The 18,002-nt window shown below is 63.8% G+C and carries 23 protein-coding genes; 21 read left to right on the forward strand and 2 right to left on the reverse strand.

The genetic code is table 11. The features are described 5' to 3' along the window. Positions 1 to 7 precede the first annotated feature (7 nt). Genes AC06DU_RS08950 through AC06DU_RS09035 form a run of 18 tightly spaced genes read left to right on the forward strand, consistent with a single transcriptional unit; the run spans position 8 to position 14,525 of the window. Positions 8 to 862: a head maturation protease, ClpP-related gene (locus AC06DU_RS08950; protein WP_478204134.1), complete on the forward strand. Its 855-nt coding sequence runs from the start codon at positions 8 to 10 to the stop codon at positions 860 to 862. 3 nt (positions 863 to 865) lie between these two features. After that, positions 866 to 2,191: a phage major capsid protein gene (locus tag AC06DU_RS08955; RefSeq protein ID WP_478204136.1), complete on the forward strand. Its 1,326-nt coding sequence runs from the start codon at positions 866 to 868 to the stop codon at positions 2,189 to 2,191. A 55-nt stretch (positions 2,192 to 2,246) separates the two neighbouring features. Beyond that, positions 2,247 to 2,585 (forward strand): hypothetical protein, encoded by a 339-nt coding sequence (locus AC06DU_RS08960; RefSeq protein WP_478204138.1) that lies wholly within the window; start codon positions 2,247 to 2,249, stop codon positions 2,583 to 2,585. A 3-nt stretch (positions 2,586 to 2,588) separates the two neighbouring features. After that, entirely contained in the window at positions 2,589 to 3,053 is a 465-nt protein-coding gene (locus AC06DU_RS08965) for a head-tail connector protein (protein ID WP_478204139.1), read from the forward strand. After that, a complete protein-coding gene (locus tag AC06DU_RS08970; RefSeq protein WP_478204140.1) occupies positions 3,050 to 3,409 on the forward strand; it encodes a phage head closure protein in 360 nt (119 codons plus the stop codon). Before AC06DU_RS08965 ends, AC06DU_RS08970 begins: the two co-directional genes overlap by 4 nt. Positions 3,410 to 3,411: 2 nt before the next feature. Then, complete coding sequence (locus AC06DU_RS08975; protein ID WP_478204141.1) at positions 3,412 to 3,903, forward strand: hypothetical protein; 492 nt, start codon at positions 3,412 to 3,414, stop codon at positions 3,901 to 3,903. Beyond that, positions 3,903 to 4,256, forward strand: coding sequence for a DUF3168 domain-containing protein (locus AC06DU_RS08980; protein WP_478204142.1), 354 nt, complete (start codon positions 3,903 to 3,905; stop codon positions 4,254 to 4,256). Before AC06DU_RS08975 ends, AC06DU_RS08980 begins: the two co-directional genes overlap by 1 nt. A gap of 54 nt (positions 4,257 to 4,310) precedes the next feature. Further along, on the forward strand, positions 4,311 to 4,811 hold the full coding sequence (locus AC06DU_RS08985) for a phage tail tube protein (RefSeq protein ID WP_478204144.1): 501 nt from the start codon (positions 4,311 to 4,313) through the stop codon (positions 4,809 to 4,811). 54 nt (positions 4,812 to 4,865) lie between these two features. After that, positions 4,866 to 5,255, forward strand: coding sequence for a phage tail assembly chaperone family protein, TAC (locus tag AC06DU_RS08990; RefSeq protein ID WP_126965813.1), 390 nt, complete (start codon positions 4,866 to 4,868; stop codon positions 5,253 to 5,255). A 47-nt stretch (positions 5,256 to 5,302) separates the two neighbouring features. Beyond that, on the forward strand, positions 5,303 to 5,500 hold the full coding sequence (locus AC06DU_RS08995) for a hypothetical protein (protein ID WP_166768341.1): 198 nt from the start codon (positions 5,303 to 5,305) through the stop codon (positions 5,498 to 5,500). A 10-nt stretch (positions 5,501 to 5,510) separates the two neighbouring features. Further along, the gene (locus AC06DU_RS09000) at positions 5,511 to 7,772 is read left to right on the forward strand and encodes a hypothetical protein (RefSeq protein ID WP_478204146.1); all 2,262 of its coding nucleotides are present in this window, start codon (positions 5,511 to 5,513) and stop codon (positions 7,770 to 7,772) included. Next, entirely contained in the window at positions 7,765 to 8,193 is a 429-nt protein-coding gene (locus AC06DU_RS09005) for a hypothetical protein (RefSeq protein WP_478204148.1), read from the forward strand. Before AC06DU_RS09000 ends, AC06DU_RS09005 begins: the two co-directional genes overlap by 8 nt. Beyond that, a complete protein-coding gene (locus tag AC06DU_RS09010; RefSeq protein ID WP_478204150.1) occupies positions 8,193 to 8,666 on the forward strand; it encodes a DUF1833 family protein in 474 nt (157 codons plus the stop codon). Before AC06DU_RS09005 ends, AC06DU_RS09010 begins: the two co-directional genes overlap by 1 nt. Further along, the gene (locus AC06DU_RS09015; protein WP_478204152.1) at positions 8,663 to 9,004 is read left to right on the forward strand and encodes an NlpC/P60 family protein; all 342 of its coding nucleotides are present in this window, start codon (positions 8,663 to 8,665) and stop codon (positions 9,002 to 9,004) included. The genes AC06DU_RS09010 and AC06DU_RS09015 overlap by 4 nt, the downstream gene beginning before the upstream one ends. 8 nt (positions 9,005 to 9,012) lie before the next feature. Next, entirely contained in the window at positions 9,013 to 11,499 is a 2,487-nt protein-coding gene (gene gpJ / locus AC06DU_RS09020; protein WP_478204154.1) for a TipJ family phage tail tip protein, read from the forward strand. Beyond that, positions 11,496 to 12,149, forward strand: a complete 654-nt coding sequence (locus tag AC06DU_RS09025; RefSeq protein WP_478204156.1) for a hypothetical protein — start codon at positions 11,496 to 11,498, stop codon at positions 12,147 to 12,149. Before gpJ ends, AC06DU_RS09025 begins: the two co-directional genes overlap by 4 nt. A gap of 7 nt (positions 12,150 to 12,156) precedes the next feature. Beyond that, complete coding sequence (locus AC06DU_RS09030; RefSeq protein ID WP_478204157.1) at positions 12,157 to 12,543, forward strand: hypothetical protein; 387 nt, start codon at positions 12,157 to 12,159, stop codon at positions 12,541 to 12,543. Continuing rightward, on the forward strand, positions 12,543 to 14,525 hold the full coding sequence (locus AC06DU_RS09035) for an SGNH/GDSL hydrolase family protein (protein ID WP_478204159.1): 1,983 nt from the start codon (positions 12,543 to 12,545) through the stop codon (positions 14,523 to 14,525). Before AC06DU_RS09030 ends, AC06DU_RS09035 begins: the two co-directional genes overlap by 1 nt. A gap of 240 nt (positions 14,526 to 14,765) precedes the next feature. Here the strand turns inward: AC06DU_RS09035 and AC06DU_RS09040 are convergent, their stop codons facing one another. Next, a complete protein-coding gene (locus AC06DU_RS09040) occupies positions 14,766 to 14,969 on the reverse strand; it encodes a hypothetical protein (RefSeq protein ID WP_478204161.1) in 204 nt (67 codons plus the stop codon). A 61-nt stretch (positions 14,970 to 15,030) separates the two neighbouring features. Here AC06DU_RS09040 and AC06DU_RS09045 point away from each other — a divergent pair, with 61 nt between their 5' ends. The 3 genes from AC06DU_RS09045 to AC06DU_RS09055 are packed head-to-tail and all read left to right on the forward strand — an operon-like array spanning position 15,031 to position 16,496. Beyond that, the gene (locus tag AC06DU_RS09045; protein WP_478204162.1) at positions 15,031 to 15,255 is read left to right on the forward strand and encodes a hypothetical protein; all 225 of its coding nucleotides are present in this window, start codon (positions 15,031 to 15,033) and stop codon (positions 15,253 to 15,255) included. A 9-nt stretch (positions 15,256 to 15,264) separates the two neighbouring features. After that, entirely contained in the window at positions 15,265 to 16,191 is a 927-nt protein-coding gene (locus tag AC06DU_RS09050) for an SOS response-associated peptidase family protein (protein WP_478204164.1), read from the forward strand. Positions 16,192 to 16,193: 2 nt separating this feature from the next. After that, positions 16,194 to 16,496 carry a hypothetical protein gene (locus AC06DU_RS09055; protein WP_102256202.1) on the forward strand — a complete coding sequence of 101 codons (303 nt, stop codon included), beginning with the start codon at positions 16,194 to 16,196 and terminating at the stop codon, positions 16,494 to 16,496. 23 nt (positions 16,497 to 16,519) lie between these two features. On the opposite strand, the gene AC06DU_RS09060 is transcribed toward AC06DU_RS09055, so the two are convergent. Further along, on the reverse strand, positions 16,520 to 17,686 hold the full coding sequence (locus tag AC06DU_RS09060; protein WP_478204165.1) for a tyrosine-type recombinase/integrase: 1,167 nt from the start codon (positions 17,684 to 17,686) through the stop codon (positions 16,520 to 16,522). Positions 17,687 to 18,002 lie beyond the last annotated feature (316 nt).

Below are 18,002 nucleotides of genomic sequence, written 5' to 3' on the forward strand. Positions count from 1 at the left end.
GAAAAAAATGACCATTCGAGCATTGCCGGGCGTCCCTCAGGGGCGGCCGCAGGTCGACGTGCGCAGCTATGTGTCGCCGATGGCGTTGAACCGTTGGGATTCGAGTCTGCGCGCAGCGGATGAGCAGGATGCCGACGAGCGAACAATCGGCATCTATGACGTGATCGGAGAGGATTGGTGGACGGGCGGCGGGTTCACTGCCAAGCGCATGTCCGCGGCTCTCCGTTCTCTTGGCAAGGGCCCGGTCACCGTAGCGATCAATAGTCCCGGCGGCGACATGTTCGAGGGAATTGCGATGTACTCGATGCTCCGCGAGCATCCGGGCGAGGTGACCGTGAAGGTCATGGGCTTGGCTGCATCTGCAGCATCCATCATCGCCATGGCCGGGGACGCAGTGCAGATTGCGCGGCCTGCGTTCTTGATGGTGCACAACTGCTGGTTAATGGCAGCGGGCAATCGGCACGATCTGCGCGAAATCGCCGATCAGCTGGAACCTTTCGACGCGGCAATGGCTGATGTCTATTCAGCCCGCACCGGTGACGACGCGAAAGCCATGGCCAAGCTCATGGACCGCGAGACCTGGATCGGCGGGAGCGCAGCAGTTGACCAGCGGTTCGCGGACTCGCTGCTCGAGTCGGAAGAAGTCAAGAAAAGCGAAGGGAAGGGCAAAGCGGCAGCGGCTGTACGCCGGCTGGAATCTGCGCTGCGCTCTTCCGGTATGTCCAAGGCGGAGGCCATGTGCCTCATCAGCGAATTCAAATCCGGCGCGGGCGATCCCGTCGGCAGCGGTGAGGGCGATCCCACCGATTCAACCGCGGCAATTGTTGCTGCACTCAAGTCGTTCAACCTCACCAAGGAGTAATCCATGAAGTTCACCCTCTGGACCGTCACAGTGGTCCTGGCAGTTCTTTTCACGTCGGATGCAATCGCCGGCACTCATTTTCTCGCACTGGGACCGGATGGCCTTGCAATGGCATCCGTTGCAGCGGCACTGCCCGAGGCGATCAGTGCCGAATTGAAGAAGATCAGCGATCAGGTCAAGGCGCAGGCCGAGACGGCCGAAAAAGAAATCAAAGCGCATGCGCGACTCTCGGAGGAAACGCGTGCTAGCGTCGATAAGCTGCTAACCGAGCAAGGTGCCTTGCAGGCCCGATTGCAGTCGGCGGAGCAGCTGGTGGCAAAGCTGGAGCACGGCGGCTACGGCGGCGACATCCAGCCCAAGTCCATGGGCGATCAGGTTGTCGAGAACGAAGAGTTCAAGGCATGGGCCGCGCGGCCGAGTTCCAAGTTCCACATGGACGTGAAGGCGGTGGTCACAAGCGACGGCGCGTCTGCTGGTGATCTGATCGTTCCGGACCGTCGTCCGGGCATCATCATGCCGGGGCAGCGTCGCCTGACCATCCGCGACCTGATGAACTCCGTGCCGACCGGATCCAATGCGATCGAGTACGTCCGCGAGTCCGGCTACACCAACAACGCAGCGCCGATCGCCGAAAACCCGGCTGGCATCAAGGCCGAGTCCAACATCACGTTCGAAGCAGACTCGGCGCCGGTGGTCACCATCGCTCACTGGATCCACGCGTCGCGGCAGGTGCTGAGTGACATCCCAACCCTGCGTGGCTACATCGACGGCCGCCTGCGCTATGGCCTGAAGTTCAAGGAAGAGGCGCAGCTGCTGAAGGGTTCCGGTGTCGGCCTGAACCTGAACGGCTTGGTCACCCAGGCAACCGACTATGCCAATCCGGGCGTCACCGTGCAGGCCGAAACCCGCCTTGATCGACTGCGTCTGGCGCTACTGCAGGTCGAGCTGGCCGAAGCCTGGGCCGATGGCATCGTGCTGTCCCCGATCGACTGGGCGGCCATTGAGCTGAGCAAGACCGACGACAACGCCTACCTGTTCGCCAACCCGCGCGGCATTGCCACCCCGGCTCTGTGGGGACGCAACGTGGTGCCGACGCAGGCAATGGATGCTGCCGAATTCCTGGTCGGTGCTTTCGGCGGCGGTATCGCTGCTGAGATCCACGATCGCGAGGACGTGCAGGTCATGGTCGCCACTCAGGACGATCGCGACTTCGTGAAGAACATGGTCAAGGTGCTGATGGAAGAGCGCCTGACGATGACGGTCTACCGTCCCGAGGCGTTTGTCACCGGTGATTTCACCGGCATCGACGCTCCGGCGGCGGGCGGCTGATCGGACCATTTCAACAATAGGGGCGGCGCCTTCGCCGCCCCTCTAGGAGATAGACATGGGTGAAGTGAAAGCGCTACGCGGTTTCGAATACGACGGCTCGCGAAAGCGTGGAGAAGTGTTCGACGTCGTCAACAAGAAGCACCTCGAGCGGCTCATCGACAAGAAGCTCGTGGTGGAACTGGGCGGCACGCCTCAGGGTGGCGAAACCAAGCCGGCGGTCGAACTCGTCGCCGGAAACGCGGCCGACACCTTGGCCAAGGTGAAGTCCACCAAGGATGCAGCATTGCTGCGGCAGGCGCTGACTGTCGAGCAGGCAAAGGGCGATGGCGCTCGCAAGAAGGTCCTGGAAGCGCTGCAGGCAGCCATTGCGGAAGCCGATAAGGTCGAGGGCTAAGAAGTGCCGCTCGTCACGCTGGAGGAGGCCCGCGCTCACTGCCGGGCCGATACGGAGGATTCGCTGCAGCTGTACCTTGATGCTGCCGTGGACGCGGCGCAGAAGTTCCTCAATCGCCGTGTTTTCGGCGACGCCAGCGAGCTCTCCGCAGCGGTGGCTATATTGCCTTCGCGTCTGTCCGAAGCACAGGAGAAGCGCGACGAGGCAGTTGCCGCTGCATATCTGCTGGACGGTGTTGCCCGCTGTGCGGTCAAAGCAGCAGCTGAGGATGAACTGCGCTCAGTGATGCAGGAGGCCGATGCTATCTATCGAGGGATGGTGGTCACGGCAGCCATCAACAGCGCTGTGCTGCTGATCACCGGGCACCTGTATCGAAATCGCGAGGCTGTCGTGAGTGAGCCCGCCAGCCAGCTGCCACTGGGCGCACATGAACTGCTCTGGCCCTACCGTGTGGGCCTCGGCGTATGAGCCTGGCCGCCGGCAAGCTCCGCCAACGCATCCGCATCGAGCAGCAGGTGACCGAGCGTGACGACGATGGTGTCCAGAGCACCACCTGGCAGCCGCTTCACGTCGGTACCCTGGCGGCCGCAATCGAACCGCTGTCCGCGCGCGAGTTCATCGCCGCCGGCGCAGGCCAGGGTGAAGTCTCGGCGCGCATCACCATCCGATACCGCGCCGGCATTCTGGCGAGCATGCGTGCGGTGCACGTTCGCAACGGCGCCGATGCCGAGATCTACAATATCCAGGGTGCACTCGCCGATCGCGAGAGTGGCCTGGAGTATCTGACGCTGCCGGTTTCGACCGGCACCAACGACGGGCAGTAGGCATGAAGGTCGATATCAAGCTGGACGGCATCGGCGATGTTGTCGGCTTGCTGCAGTCGCTGCCTGCCGAAGTGGTGAGCAAGCGCGGCGGGCCGGTGAAGCTGGCCCTGGCCAAGGGCGCGCGGTTCTTGCGCGACCGGGCCAAGGAGAACCTGCAACGCCAGATCACCGCCGAGGGCGACGACAGCACGGGCACCACAGTGAAGGCGGTGATCGCCAGCCGCGGCAAGGCGCCGACCGGCACCAAGGGTGAGCGCCAGCTGGTGCGCGTGCGCCGCGTGTCCTTCGTCAATGCCAAGGGTGCCCGCACCAGCACGCGCCGTGCCGCGCAGCTCATGGAATACGGCTCGGCCCTCCAGCCGGCTCGGCCATGGCTGCGTCCGGCCGTGCAGCGCCGCGGTTCGCAGGTGATCGACATCGTCACCGAGGATCTGCTGACGCGACTGGATCGGCTGACGAAGAAGCTGGCCAAGCAGAGCAGGGTGGTGCGCTGATGCTGCCGAAGGTCTATCGAACCATCCACACGCCTGCGGTCGCCGCCATCGTCGACGATCGCATCGGCCGCCACGGCGAGGTGCCGCAGGACGAGCAGCGGCCCTACATCGTCTGGCAGATCGTCACCGGCCTGCCGTACGACACGCTAAGCGAAGCGCCGAAAGGCGACGCGACCAGCGTGCAGATCGACTGCTACCACGCGACCGACGATGGCATTGAGAAGCTGGCCCTAGCCGTGCGCGCTGCGCTGGACGCGGTGCTGATCGCCAATCGCGTGGTCATCAATAACCGGGACTCGGAAACGAGGCTCTACCGCATCGGCCTCGAGGCCGATTTCATCGACCAGCGCTGACGCCTGGTCGCTTCTACACAGCCGCCCTCGCGCGGCGCACATGAGGATTCAGCCATGACCGAGGGCGTCGTCAAGACCCAGGGCACGCACCTGTTTTTCGTCGATCCGGACGCCGCTGGCGGCCCGGCCATCATCAAGTTCGCATGCCCCACCGGTGCGTCCGGCCTGGGTGGTGCTGCTGACCAGATCGAGTCGACCTGCTTGGACGCGACTACCGACCGCGAGTACGAGCGAGGCCTGGGCAATCCTGGGCAGGTGTCGATCCCGTTCAACTACATCCCAAGTGCGGCGTCGCACGATGCTCTTTTCAAAATGAAGGACAGCGGCGTCAAGGTGCGCTGGTACATCGGCCTGAGCGACGGGACGGCAGTACCAACCCTGAGCGTGGAGGACGAATTGGTCCCACCTCTCGCCAGTGACCGTTCTGGTTTCTCGTTCCTCGCATACGTGGCTGACGTCAACATCGACATCGCGACCAACGAGATCGTGCGCGGCACGGTCACGGTGCAGCGCAGTGGTGGTGTGACGCGTTACGGCAAGCCGCTGGCGGCCTGATTCCAACCTGCAGGGCCGGCCATCGCCGGCCCCCATCTCTGACCGGAACTGTCTATGACCAATCCCATTCCCACCGCGCCGCCGCTGTTCGATTCATCGCTTTTCGTTTCGCCGGATGTGCAGACACGTCAGGTGTCGCTGCCCGACGGCAAGGAGCACACGTTCTACATTCGTGAGCAACAGGCGGGCGTAGTGCGCGCTTTCGCCGTGGGCCAGTCCAGCGACGACCCGGAAAAGCAATCCGAATCCATGGCACGCCTGATTGCCAAGGCGATCTGCACGGAGGATGGGAAGCCGGCATTGACGCTGGAGCAGGCGCGCAACCTGAAGATCAGCGTGCAGTACGCGCTCGCCGCCGCAATCAGCGGGGTGCACAGTTACCAGGGAAACGTCAGCTCGCCGAGCGAGGCACCGGAGAGTGGTTCCGATACACCCTCGCTCTAGCGCTGGGGAAGACGCTCACCGAAATTGATGCGATGCCGGAAACAGAGATGGCCGGCTGGCGCACCTACTACACGCTGTATCCCTTCGACGATCTGCACCGGCACCACCGCCCGGCCGCGATCATCGCCGCCTCGATGGGCGGCAAGTTCGAGCAGGTGCTGACCGCACTCGCTCCAACACCCACCGACCCCGAGCTGAGCGACGCGGACCGCGACATGGTGCGCGCGCTCGGCTTCGACCGCTGATAGGACGACCATGGCAACTGCAGGTTCAATCGTCGTTGATCTGCTCATGCGGACAGGCTCCTTCGAGACCGACACCGACCGCGCGAGCAAGCAGGTGCGTAAGTTCGGCAAGGACTCGCAGAGCGCGGCCGTAGATGTGGGCGCTGCTTTCGGCAAGATCGGCGGCGCGGTGGTGGGCGGCCTGGCAGTGGCAGGCACTGCGATCCTGAACTGGACGCGGCAGCTGGCAACCGCTTCCGGTGAAATCGAGCGATTCGCCCGGCTGTCCGGCACCAGCGAGCAGACGTTCCAGCGCCTCGCGGCGGGCGCGTCGACGGTCGGGATCCAGCAGGACAAGCTGTCCGACATCTTCAAGGACACGCAGGACAAGGTCGGCGACTTCCTGCAAAACGGCGGCGGTGAGCTGCAGGACTTCTTCACCAACATCGCTCCCAAGGTAGGGCTGACCGCCAAGGAGTTCCGCAACCTCAGTGGGCCGGAGGCGCTGGGCAAGTACTACAGCGCCCTCGAGAAGGCTGGTGTGTCGCAGGGCGACATGGTGTTTTACCTGGAGGCGATCGCGAACGACGCGTCGCTGCTCGCCCCGCTGCTCGCCAACAATGGCGAGGGCTTCCGGAAGTGGGGCGACGAGGCCGAGCGCCTTGGCGTCGTGCTAGATGCGCAGACCACGAAGTCGCTGAAGGAGCTGCGCGTTCAGACGGCAGAGATGGATCTGGCGTTCCAGGGGCTGAAAAATCAGGTTGGCGCTGAGCTGTTGCCGCAGGTCAAGGAGCTGACAGCTTTCCTGGGATCGGACAGCACCAAATCAGCCTTCGTCGCGATCACGCAGTTCGTAGGCGGCCTGACGGCCGAGATGGCGAACGGCGTCGTCATGATGGTCAATTACATCGGGCGCGTGAAGGAGCTCCAGGCGCTGCAGGGTGCAGACCCTTCGGCCGTTGCCGACGCATCCACCGCCGGTCTGAATGAGCAGCTTGGCGTGGTTTCTGCGCAGCGGCGACTCGTCCAGGCCGTTGAACCGGAGTCGGTCAAGAAGCAGGAGCAGCTGAATGATCTGCTGCGGCAGCAGCTGGCTCTGCAGCGGGAGATCACGAAGCGCAACCGCCCAGAGGTCAAGCTGCTGGAGAACGGCGCGCTGCCGGACGATGCAGCGCTGGTGCGCCCGGCCAAGACGGCGACCTTCGAATACACCGACAAGGAAGCCGGCAAGGCCGCTGCTGAGCTGCAGAAGACCTACACCGCGATGTCGGCGGAGCTGGCGAAGCAACTGGCCCTCACCGGGCAGAACACCGAATACGCCAAGGTGCTGTACGAGCTCCAGAGCGGATCACTCAAGGGCATCACCGGCGCGCAGGCGCAGAGCCTGCTGCAGCTGGCCGAGATCAAGGACGTCAACGAAGACATCGCGGCGATCTATGGCGCGACCGACGAAAAGGTCAACACCTACCTGGCGAGCCTGGAGCGAGAGTTGGCGCTGCACGGCCAGATTGGCGAGGCCGCCAAGGTTGCTTATGACATCCGCACCGGTGCGTTCGGCGCGCTGAGCGAGGAGCAGGCGCGGCTGCTGGAGAGCTACGCCCAGACCAAGGACGCCATGGACGACTTCGCGGCGATCTACGGCGAAGGCTACGAAAGCATGATCGCTAAGACCAAGGAAGGCAGCGACATGATGAAGGAATTCGGCTTGGAGGCCGCACGAAGCATGCAAGGGGCGTTTTCCGATTTCCTGTTCGACCCTTTCGCGGAAGGCCTAGGCGGCATGGTCAAGGGCTTTGCCAAGACCATTCAGCGGATGCTGGCCGATCTAGCGGCATCGCAGCTGCTGGAGTCGCTCGGCACGATGGCCTCCAACTCCGGGAACAAGTGGGTGGCGGCGATCGGCGGCGCGCTGGCTGGTTCCCGCGCTGGTGGCGGTCCGGTCGGTGCCGGCGGGCTATACGAGGTGGGCGAGGGAAACCGGCCCGAACTTTTTACGGATGGACAGAAGTCCTACCTTATTGCGGGCAACGCTGGGCGGATCACGCCGATCACAGCCGGAGTCGCGGCGTCGGCCGGGGTGGGCACCACAGCGGGAAGCGTCCCGCAGGTGACGGTCACTGTGGTGAAGGATGCGCGCGAGGATCGCCAGGAGGCGGCGATGAACAGCTCGGGAGGGTTGGACATCAAGATCTTCATCAAGAACGAGGTCAATCAGGTTCTTGGCTCCGGCGGCGCAGACAAGGCGATGGGCCAGCGCTATGGACTGAGGCCGCAGGGAGCTAAGCGTGGATAAGTGGCCCGCTTCACTGCCTTGCCCACTGCTGGCTGAAGTCGACTATACGAGCCGTTCCAACGTCATCCGCACCGAGATGGACGCAGGGATCATTCGCATGCGCCGTCGCTACACCTCCGTTCCGGAGAACGTTTCGTTTTCATTGTTGCTCACGCGTGCGCAGCTGCAGGTCCTCTTCGACTTCGTGTCTATCACGCTGGGCGATGTGGGCCGCTTCGAATGGAAGGAATTTCGTGACCCGGCCCGTCGTGCCGCTATCTACCGGTTCCAGGATCGGCCGACCTATATGCCTGCCACGCCGACTCTCTGGCGCGCAGCGATTAAGCTGGATCTCATGTCTGTGCTGAATGGCCAGCACCTCCTGGCCAACGACCTAGGGGCCGGGCTTGTCGATCGCGACGACAACGGTCTGACGAGCTGATGCGCACGCTTTCTCCCACGGCTTCACGCGCCATCCTGGCTCCGGAGACGCCCGAAATCTTCTTGGCGTGCCTGACTATCACGCACCCAGAAATCGAGCCGATTCGGATCGTCAACAACACCGAGGACATCGCGCGCGGTGGCACGGTGTTCCGCGCGTACCCGTTCGAGGCGCCGCTGCCGGACGACGGCGAGGATGCGCCGGCCAGCCTGCAGATTACGATCGACAACATCGACCGAGAGGTGGTGCGCCTGATCCGTGGTCTGCAGGGTATTCCCACCGCAGTTTTGGAGGTGGTGTTGGCCTCATCTCCGGACGTGGTGGAGGTGGGGCCCTTCGATTTCTCCATCATCGCTTCGGACATCGACGTCATGACCGTCGTGCTTACGGCGGGATACCTGGAGGACTTCATGAATCAGGGCGTGCCGGCGCAGGCGTACACACCGAGCAACTCACGGGGGCTGTGGCCATGATCGCTGCCGATCAGCTGAACCTGGCGCGATGGGTTGGCACGCCGTATTCCGGCCAGCGCTTCTGCCGCGCGCTGGTGGATCTGGTGCTTTCTGCGCGGGGGCAGGCTCTGCCGGCCGCGGACGATCCCGCTCAGGCACAGGGATGGCAGCGTGTGGACCGCGCCATGCTCGGCGACGTGGTGGTTTTCAGGGTCGCCGGCCGGGCCGCACACGTCGGCATCTGCGACGGACGCGGCGGCTTTCTGCACTGTGAGGAGGGTAAGCGGGCGGTGATCGAGCGCCTGACATCGCCCATGTGGGGCTCACGAATCGAAGGGATTTACCGGTGCATGAAGTGAACTCGCCTATGGCTGATCTGGTGCTGCGTGGCCACCCGCTCGACGCGCCTGGTGTGATCCAAGTGCTCGGCGGCCAGAGCCTGCTCAAGATGCTGCTTGAAGCCTCTGGCGGCGAGCTGTCGCCTGATCTGCACGTGCGGGTGGGTGGATACGAGGTGCCGCGCGCGCACTGGGACAAGGTGCGGCCCAAGGCTGGCGCCTGCATCACGGTCGTTCGCGACTCGCTGGCCGGTAGTGGCGGTGGATGGAAGCAGATCCTCGGCGCGGTGATTATGATCGTGGTGGCCATCTACGCTCCCTATTTGGGAGGAGCCGCTGCTAGTGCAGCCGGTTTCGGTACCGCTGCGGCATGGGGCACCGCCATTACGTTGGCGGCCTCTCTGGCGGTGGGGGCGCTCCTCGCGCCGCCAACACCGTCAGGCGGCAGTGGTGGGGGCGAGCAGACGCAGTGGAACCAGCTTACCGGCACCCAGAACAGCTATAACCCGTGGGGCGTGATTCCCTTCGTGATCGGCGATTGCCGTTTCTTCCCGCCGATCGCCGCGATGCAGTACAACGAGATGGTCGGCGAGAACGCCTTCTTCCACTGCATGTTTGACCTTGGGCACGGGAACCTGGACGTGTCGGAGATCAAGATCGGCGACACCGCGATCGAGTTGTACGACGACGTGCAGTACGAAATCACCAAGACCCCGACGCTGTACACCAACGACGTGTTCGAGGCTTCGGTCGGCAGCACGCTGGAGAATGGGGACGTCGTCGAGCGCACGACCGCGCCGGCCACCGAGTCCATCAGCATCGACTTGGTGCACGGGCAGGGCCTATTCGGTGCGGGTAACACCGGCAAGACCTATCCCATTTCGAACGCATTCCGCGTCAGCTACCGCCGGGTCGGCACCGCCACCTGGTTACTGCCGCAGAACGTGCGGTGGGGCGGCTTGCGTCTGGTCCCTGCATCCGAAGCGGGCAACTACCCAGCGGCCAATGCATGGGTCAGCAAAGAGACAAAAAAGCCCTTCAGCGGCGGCATGGCCTGGGACGTTCCGGCAGGTCAGTACGAGGTGCGCGTGCAGCGCATTGCGGTGGCCCGAAGCAGCAACAGTCAAAACACCAACGTCGATGCTGTGACGTGGGCGCTACTGCGTTCAGTCAAGTACACCAATCCCTCGAACACTGGCACATGGAAGCTATGCATGCGCATCCGTGCAACAGACCAGCTCAACAACATGCTGAACACCGTGAGTTGCAGGGTCAAGCAGCGGGTCAGGGTCTACGACCGGGGAAGCGGCACCTGGTCCGCGCCGAAGCCATCGACCAACGCGGCATGGTGCGTGTACTGGCTGATGACAGAGTGCCCATCGTTCTCCCGCCACATCGATGCATCCAAGATCGACCTGGATTCTTTCGTCGAATACGCTGCGTGGGTCGATGCGCGCGGCTTCCAGGCGCGCAAGGTGTGTGACAACGCAACCACGGCATGGGAGCTGATCAACAACCTCTTGTCTGGTTCCCTGGGCAGTTTGGGCTTCCGCGACGCGCGCTACAGCATCGTGTTCGACAGCGGGGTGCAAGAACGGAGTTGGACCTTCACGCCACTGGAGACACGAAATCTGCGCGTCAGCCGCCAGTTCGTAGACCTGCCGCATGCCCTGCGCATGCAATTCAAGAACCCTGCCGCCGACTACCAGGAAGACGAGATCATCGTGCTCGCCGACGGGTACAGCTACCGGGGTGTGGATGCACGCGGCAATGCCTCCAGCCTGCCTGAGCCAACGCTGTTCGAGACCATGCGAATCGAGCAAGAGATGGAGGCATTCCAAGTCTGGCAGCTTGGCCGTTATCACCTGGGCCAGGGCAAGTACCGGCCGAACACGGTCGTCTGGGAAAGCGACATTGCCGGCCTGAGCACCACCCGGGGCGACATGGTCGAGGTGGCCCATGACGTGACTGAGTGGGGCGTTGGCTGGGGACGGGTGGTAAGCGTCAGCCCGACCGCGGACATACCAGGCGCACAGGCGCTTTTGAGGTTGGACGAGTCAATCGCGACCGAAGCGGGCAAGTCTTACAGCGTGCAGCTGCGCAAGAGCGACGGCAGCCGCGAGGTCATCCGTATTATCGGTAGCGGTGGCGAAACCAACGTTTTAGCGCTGGCGGCCATGCCCTCAGAGCTGAAGCCCGACGATGCCGCGATCGTCGGTTTGACCGGGCAAGAGACCAAGCGACTGCTGATCACCCGTGTGCGCTACCGCAACCAGCTGGACACGGAGTTCACGGCTGTGGAATACGACGAACGTTTGCTGCCGTATTACAGTGATCCGCCGGACGTGCTGACCTCGGAGATCTTCGGCACGCTGTACGACGGCCCAGATGATCCAGTGGTGATCGGCGTTGTGTCGAATCCGGCGAATGACCAGGTCGACGATGCGGGCATCCGCCGGCCGCAGGTGGTGATCGGCATCAGGCCGCCGACCGGCGTTGCGACGGTGATGGTATGAGCGCACCTGCTGTGCAACGCGAGGTGCGCTGGCGTGTGGCTGGGCCCGAGCCGAGTGACTGGATCACCCAGGTCCAGGTGGCCAGCAGCGAGCTGTCGCTTACGGGCCTGACGCGGGGGGTGCTGTACGACATCCAGATCCGCAACGTAGCCGCCAATGGCAAAAAATCTAACTGGGTGGATATCAGCAAGCTGATCGCCACGACCAATCGCGAGGGCGCCGCAGCGCTGCCGACCAACGCGGTGGCCAATCAGGCATCGATGTGGGACATGTCCACCTCGGTCACCTACAACGCCAGCAGCACCGCCGAGGGAGCCAGCACGGCGACGATCAGCGTCTCGGCCGGCACCTTGATCATCGGCGGGCGCAGCATCAGCTACGCGCCCAGCAGCGCCGCGGTCACCGGCACCGCCGGCAGCCAGAAGACCTACTACCTGTACTACGACGATCCCAACCTGCTGGGCGGTGCACGCACCCTGGGCCTGGCCGACAACGTTGTGGACTCTGCCAATGTCGACGGCCGTATTGCCCTGACCTCGATCACCCTCAAGTTTCCGGCCGCCGGCCAGACCGGCAGCGGTGGCGGTGGAATCGGCGGCAGTGGAGGCAGCGGCGGCACACGGCCCGGGCAGAACCAGCAGATCGCATGAGGACCCTATGAGCTATATCAAAAGAGACGACATCCCTGTGGCCGCCGGCGAGGCCGCGCTGGAGCTGAGCGGCACCGCCGATCTGGTGGCGGTGCAGTGCACCCGCACGCCTCAAGCCGGCGGGATCAGCTATGCCGCGACCGCACGTGCGATCACCCAGGATGGCCTGCCAGTGCTATCCGCTGGCGGTGACCCGATCAGTACCAGCCTGACGCACACCGACCGCGATGCGGCAGCGGCGGATAGCGTTGCGCGCGCGTGCCTGCTCGCGGTGCTCGGCGAGCCGGTGACTGCCGTGCAGTGGGGTTCGGACTTTCTCCGCGACGTCAGCATCCGCAACGCCATCTCCATCAACAACGTCGCCCACGTGGTAGACGCAGCACAGGTGCTCTGATGAACCTCAACGACGTGATCCCCGAAAGCGATCTAGCTCTTGTTGCTCCCTCCTTGACCGACGAGTTGCGCCTGCTTCGAGGCGGCAAGTCGGTCCGGGCACCGATCGCGCAGTTGCCGCCGGCACCGGGCATGGTCGATGCGATCGACGACCTCACCTTGGGCCAGGCCGCGCTTCAGGATTCGGTGGTCGAGTACAACGGCCTCAAGGTCAACAGCGCCGCTGCGCTGTATCCGGCGGCCCAAGCGGTCCGCAAGCTGGACGTGGCGGGATCTCTGGATATCCCGGAGACCGATGGCAACCTCGCCAGCTACATCGACACCGTGCTCACTGGTTCCGGCCGCGTTACCGGGCTTTACCGGAAGAACGTGATCCCTGACTCGGCGCCGGACTTCAAGTTCTCCGCGCGGGATCTGCTGCCCAGGCACATGCCACAGCTACAGGCAGCGGCAGCGCCAGTCGTGGTGATCGTCGGCGACAGCATCAGCACCTACTACGCCAATAGCAACGCCAACGTCGTTGGCATGCTCACCGAGTGCGTCCGAACCGAGATGCGACAGCAGTTGGCCCCGCGCCAAGTCACCTTCTACGACCGCGCGATCGGAGGCACCACCTACACCGACTTGGACGGCAAGCCGACCCTGGCCACCTATCCCGAGTGGTACACGAACACCGCCAGTTCTTGGCTTTCCTACATCCAAGCGCTCAACCCGGACGTTGTGATCTTCTCCTTCGGCATGAACCCGGCCGGAGGTATCAGGACCGCGATCGAGTCGATCGTTTCCAAGATGTCGGCGTGGACCAAGGTCCCGGACCGCGTGTTCTGCACCAACTTGGTACCGAACCCGGCCACGTCCCACAACAGCATCGAAGAGCAGGAGGCACGTGACCGCTCGGCGGGCTTGATCCGTAGCTATGCTCGGCGCAACGGGTTTGGCCTTCTCGATTTCCACCGTGCCACGTGCATGGCGCGCGACGGCTTCGACCCGACCCGAGGCTACGTGCAGCAGCGCAACCCCATAACGCCAGTGGCCGGTGCCTTCCCAGCGCCCATCTTCTCCACGGTGGGCTTCACCGCGCATCTGGTCATCGATGGCAGCAAGATCCCCGCCCAGGGGGCCACCTACCAGCCGGTCACCGTCAAATACGGCTATGGAAGTGAGGAGGCGTTGCACATCTACAGGGATGTAGCGTCGGGCCAGTATCGGCTGCGGGTCTACTACGGCAACTCGGTTTACGGCGATGCCGGCGTGCAACAGCTGGATCAAGCCGTAGTTCTCAACAACACCGGCGGCCAATTGGTCATCAAAGTCGAGCGGTTTGGTTCGAACCTTGCCGTATACGACATGGTCGGTGCCTATAACTCCGGTGAGCATCGCGATCCGGTGTTGGAAGTGGCCCTGGTGAGCATGGGTGGACGGTTCCAGTTCTCCGCCGGTGGCGTGCAGGCCGGAGCGCTCGTGTCTTGCGACTTCGGGCAGATCTACCCGGCACTCAACAAACCTATTGTGAAGAGCAACGATCTGTTCGGCAGGCCGACGAGCCCGAACCCGAATGGCGAATTTGGTGGCTCGGGCTTCAATCACCCCTCTTCGCTGGTGGCTGACGCAATCTATCGGCCCGTGCTGTCGACCAGCCAGTTCGCCGGTGAGCTGATCCGGCGCTTCGGCAGCGGTTTCGAGCAATATGAGGCAGTGATCGATGGACAGAAGCGCTTGGTAACGCGCAATTTTGGAAGGCTGGCCATCAACGTCACGGCTGCTGGCACCTTCAACTGGAGCGCTGCTTTACCCGTTGCCTTGGCCGGGAAGGTGCTGTCGGCGCGGTGCGGCCTGGGTAGCCTTCCCGGCACCACCACGGCCAGCATCTACACCAATAGTTCGTACGGAGCGATCGGTGCACAGGCGAACGTTACGGGCTCATACACCACCACCGCGACGTCCGGAGTTCTGCTGATCGACTGGGAGGTTATCGGGTACTAGGCGACTCAAGCCGCTGGTCATGAGCGATTCTGAAGGAGGAGCGGGGTGTCTTCTGATGGTCCTCGGACCAGCCTGATCGGTATGCGGCTACTTCTGCGACCGGTAGGTCTTTCCTGACGCAGCGGCGCGGATCCTGCCGATGTCGGAAATCCGATATCGCTGCCAATCTACATCTGCCGGTCGCGGTGCCAAGATGGCCGCTCAACCCGCGAGGCGCCTGAGCAGCGCCAAGCCGGCACCCTAGATGTAACCCTCAAGGTCGTCGTGTGTGAGCACGCCCAGACGATGGCCCCAGGACGCGACCAGCTCGACAATCACGGCCGCCTCGGCAGGGAATGCATACAGCAGCTCTGCTTCGAACTGATTGAGCACTTCCAACGGCTCGGAAGCGCACGCCAGCCGCTGCCGCAGTTGCTCGAATAGGCTGGGGGGCGAGGTGTCCATGTCGGCAGATTCTACGTCCCCTTGTCTCACGCCCTGAGACGGCCGTGCCGATACTGCGGGCATGGACCGAGCCGCACTCAGAACGCACCTGGACAACCTCGACGCCGCAGTTCCGGCGCTGTTGAAGAGCAGCCCCGACCGTTGCCACTTCTGGCAGGCCTTTGCCGGCATGGCGGACGTCATTGAGGACGGCGCCATCACGGGCGAGGATGCCCAATTCGTCTCCCGGCGGCTCGATGAGATCTTGGCCTGGCATGGCCTCCAAGATACCGACCGCGACTGTTGAGAGGCGGCCATGTGTTACTCCGCGCAGATCCGAGCCGAGTTCAAAGAGTTCCAGCGGGCGTTCGGCGCCGTGATGGATATCGACACCTACGTGAAAACCTTCTGGTGGGGCGAGGGCGCCCAGGCGCGCCGGATCAAGGCGCCACGCGCGATGGTGCGTGAGCTGCTGGAGATCGGCCCGCCCGAGCTGCAGGAGAACCTGCGCGCGGCGGATGCGGCAGAGGCTGACACGCTCACCCGTGAGATCTTCGACCAGAAGCGCCGTGTCGGCGATGCCGAGCGGGCGCTGCAGCTCAAGGAAACGAAGAAGGCGCGCGAGGACGTACGCATCGGCACGAACAAGATCCAGCAGGCCCAGCGGCGCCTCGACACGCTCAAGGGCACGCGCGGCCAGGACGACAGCCGGATATTCCCGGGCGTCTATTGCCCGGTGCTGATGGTCGAGAACGGCCAGCGTGTCGTCAAGCCGATGCGCTACCAGTGCCGCCCGGCCGGCGCGCCGGCGGTGTACGACCGGAAATTTCCCGGCACCTACAACGCCCGCCGCGACAACCTGGAAGGGTTCTGGCGCCGGCAGTTCGGCTACACCCACGGGCTGATGGTGGCCGACCGGTTCTACGAGAACGTAGAAGGCCCAGACGGGCAGAACCAGCGTATCGAGTTCGTGCCGCGCACTGGCGAGCCGATGCTGGTGGCGTGCCTTTGGTCGCACTGGCGCGATCCCGCAGGCATCGAATCCGACCTGCTGTCGTTCGCCGCGATTACCGACGAGCCGGAGCCCGAGGTCGCTGCCGCTGGCCATGACCGGACGATCATCAACATCAAGCCCGAGCACGTCGACGCCTGGCTCAATCCGGATCCGCGCAATCTTGATGCGCTGTACGCCATCTTCGACGACAAGCGGCACCCGTTCTACGAGCACCGGCTGGCGGCCTGACCATGCTGCCCGACGGTTTCTATTGGACGACGGTGTTCATCGGCCAACAGGGAGTGCCGCGCAAGCTGGCGCTGAGTCTTACCGGCGTCGCCCGAATGGAGCGCCGGGTGGACAATGGGGCTTGGTACATCTACCTCGACTACCACCTGCAGAATATTGCTCGCCCAGCGCGACGACGCGACTGCAGCAGCTTCGAGGCGGGTATGGCTGGTGCTGAGCTATGGGTGTGCCGACACGAGGCTCGTCTGAGAGCTGAGGTCGCGCAGATCGAGGCCGCTTGGCCAAAACACTGCGGTGCCGGGTAACAACGACAGCAGCTCCGTAGCCGTCAGATCTGCGTCGGTTCGCTCCTTGGAAGGAGGTAGTCGGCCCAGGCCTGCATCAGCAACCGTCTCTTATCGATCAGCGCGCCGCGCCGATAAGCGGCCTCTGCCTTGTTGCGGATTGCGTGCGCCAGCGCCATCTCCACCACCTCGCCGGGCGTGTCCTGTGTCTCGGCTGCCCAATCGCGGAAGCACGACCGGAACCCATGCACGGTGAAGGGTAGACCGAAGCCCTTGGGCGCAGGCTTCTGGACCAGGTACAGCATGGTGTTCTCGGACATCGCGAACGGCGGCAGCTTGCGATCCAGGCCGCGCAGGATGGCCAGTGCGTCCGTCGACAGCGGCACAAAGTGATCCCGGCCGCCCTTCATTCGCTCGGCCGGGATAGACCAGATGCCGGCTGCCAGGTCGAACTCATCCCAGCTAGATCCGGTCACCTCTTCAGTCCGCGCCGCGGTGAGGATGGTGAACTGAAGCGCGCGCCGGCTACGGGCGTCGCGCTCACGCAGCCTGGCCATGAACGCCGGCGCATCTCCGTAGGGCATCGCCGCGTGGTGCTGGGGCTTGCGCACCTTGCTCGGCCTGGGCAGCAGATTGTCCAGGTGTCCGCGCCAGCGCGCCGGGTTGTCGCCCTGGCGGTGGCCATGCACCTTCGCCCAGTCGAGCACGCGCTCGATGCGCGCGCGCAGGCGCGACGCGGTCTCGGTCTTCGTGGTCCAGATCTGCCGCAGGCAGGCCATCACGTGCGCCGTGTCGATATCCGCCACCGGCATATCCCGCGCCGGCCCGTGGTCCCGCAGCGACTGCGTCCATTGCTCCGCCTGGGCGTCGTTCTTCCAACCGGCCTTCTGGCTTTCGATGAGCGCATCGGCGCACTCGCCAAACGTCAGGCCGACCGACCTGGCCTGCACGCGCGCGGTGATGGGGTCACGGCCTTCCAGCAGCATGCGCCGGTGCTCGACGACAGCGCGCCGAGCTTCCTGCAGGCTGACCAGCGTGGTCGAGCCCAGTCCCATCTCTCTCCGGCGGCCGCGCAGTTGGAATCTGAAGACCCAGGACTTGGCCCCAGTTGGTCCCACGAGCAGATATAGACCGCCGCCGTCAGCGTGGTAGCCTTGCGCTGTGATGGTTTGGGCCGCCCTGGCGCTCAATCGATTGGTGGGCCTAGCCATGCTGCCCCATGCTTTGCCCCATGTTTCTATGTGCGATTGCGTGATTCAGCATGATCTGAAGAGAGCGTCGCAGGTCATGCGACACAAGCATCTTGAGATCATGTGAGACTGGTTGAGAGGGCAATATCGGCCTCTCGCTCCGCCAGTGTTTCAGACGCCCGCAAATCCCTGATTTGCGGGCGTTTTCATTTGTGCCGGCAGGTCAGTGACGGTCTGCAGTGGCATCGCTGGCGCCACGCTGGCGCCACGCTGGTGGCTGTGCCGGCCGCAGCATCTGAATTGCCACGAACGCGTTGCAGGCGGCGATTCAAGTAAG

This window comes from Xanthomonas sp. NCPPB 3200, from assembly GCF_056393585.1.

Excerpts from the sequence above, each read along its gene's own strand:
- AC06DU_RS08950 (WP_478204134.1), top strand. The coding sequence starts at position 8 with ATGACCATTCGAGCATTGCCGGGCGTCCCTCAGGGGCGGCCGCAGGTC.
- AC06DU_RS08955 (WP_478204136.1), top strand. The coding sequence starts at position 866 with ATGAAGTTCACCCTCTGGACCGTCACAGTGGTCCTGGCAGTTCTTTTC.
- AC06DU_RS08960 (WP_478204138.1), top strand. The coding sequence starts at position 2,247 with ATGGGTGAAGTGAAAGCGCTACGCGGTTTCGAATACGACGGCTCGCGA.
- AC06DU_RS08970 (WP_478204140.1), top strand. The coding sequence starts at position 3,050 with ATGAGCCTGGCCGCCGGCAAGCTCCGCCAACGCATCCGCATCGAGCAG.
- AC06DU_RS08975 (WP_478204141.1), top strand. The coding sequence starts at position 3,412 with ATGAAGGTCGATATCAAGCTGGACGGCATCGGCGATGTTGTCGGCTTG.
- AC06DU_RS08980 (WP_478204142.1), top strand. The coding sequence starts at position 3,903 with ATGCTGCCGAAGGTCTATCGAACCATCCACACGCCTGCGGTCGCCGCC.
- AC06DU_RS08985 (WP_478204144.1), top strand. The coding sequence starts at position 4,311 with ATGACCGAGGGCGTCGTCAAGACCCAGGGCACGCACCTGTTTTTCGTC.
- AC06DU_RS08990 (WP_126965813.1), top strand. The coding sequence starts at position 4,866 with ATGACCAATCCCATTCCCACCGCGCCGCCGCTGTTCGATTCATCGCTT.
- AC06DU_RS08995 (WP_166768341.1), top strand. The coding sequence starts at position 5,303 with ATGGCCGGCTGGCGCACCTACTACACGCTGTATCCCTTCGACGATCTG.
- AC06DU_RS09000 (WP_478204146.1), top strand. The coding sequence starts at position 5,511 with ATGGCAACTGCAGGTTCAATCGTCGTTGATCTGCTCATGCGGACAGGC.
- AC06DU_RS09010 (WP_478204150.1), top strand. The coding sequence starts at position 8,193 with ATGCGCACGCTTTCTCCCACGGCTTCACGCGCCATCCTGGCTCCGGAG.
- AC06DU_RS09015 (WP_478204152.1), top strand. The coding sequence starts at position 8,663 with ATGATCGCTGCCGATCAGCTGAACCTGGCGCGATGGGTTGGCACGCCG.
- gpJ (WP_478204154.1), top strand. The coding sequence starts at position 9,013 with ATGGCTGATCTGGTGCTGCGTGGCCACCCGCTCGACGCGCCTGGTGTG.
- AC06DU_RS09025 (WP_478204156.1), top strand. The coding sequence starts at position 11,496 with ATGAGCGCACCTGCTGTGCAACGCGAGGTGCGCTGGCGTGTGGCTGGG.
- AC06DU_RS09030 (WP_478204157.1), top strand. The coding sequence starts at position 12,157 with ATGAGCTATATCAAAAGAGACGACATCCCTGTGGCCGCCGGCGAGGCC.
- AC06DU_RS09035 (WP_478204159.1), top strand. The coding sequence starts at position 12,543 with ATGAACCTCAACGACGTGATCCCCGAAAGCGATCTAGCTCTTGTTGCT.
- AC06DU_RS09040 (WP_478204161.1), bottom strand. The coding sequence starts at position 14,969 with ATGGACACCTCGCCCCCCAGCCTATTCGAGCAACTGCGGCAGCGGCTG.
- AC06DU_RS09045 (WP_478204162.1), top strand. The coding sequence starts at position 15,031 with ATGGACCGAGCCGCACTCAGAACGCACCTGGACAACCTCGACGCCGCA.
- AC06DU_RS09050 (WP_478204164.1), top strand. The coding sequence starts at position 15,265 with ATGTGTTACTCCGCGCAGATCCGAGCCGAGTTCAAAGAGTTCCAGCGG.
- AC06DU_RS09055 (WP_102256202.1), top strand. The coding sequence starts at position 16,194 with ATGCTGCCCGACGGTTTCTATTGGACGACGGTGTTCATCGGCCAACAG.
- AC06DU_RS09060 (WP_478204165.1), bottom strand. The coding sequence starts at position 17,686 with ATGGCTAGGCCCACCAATCGATTGAGCGCCAGGGCGGCCCAAACCATC.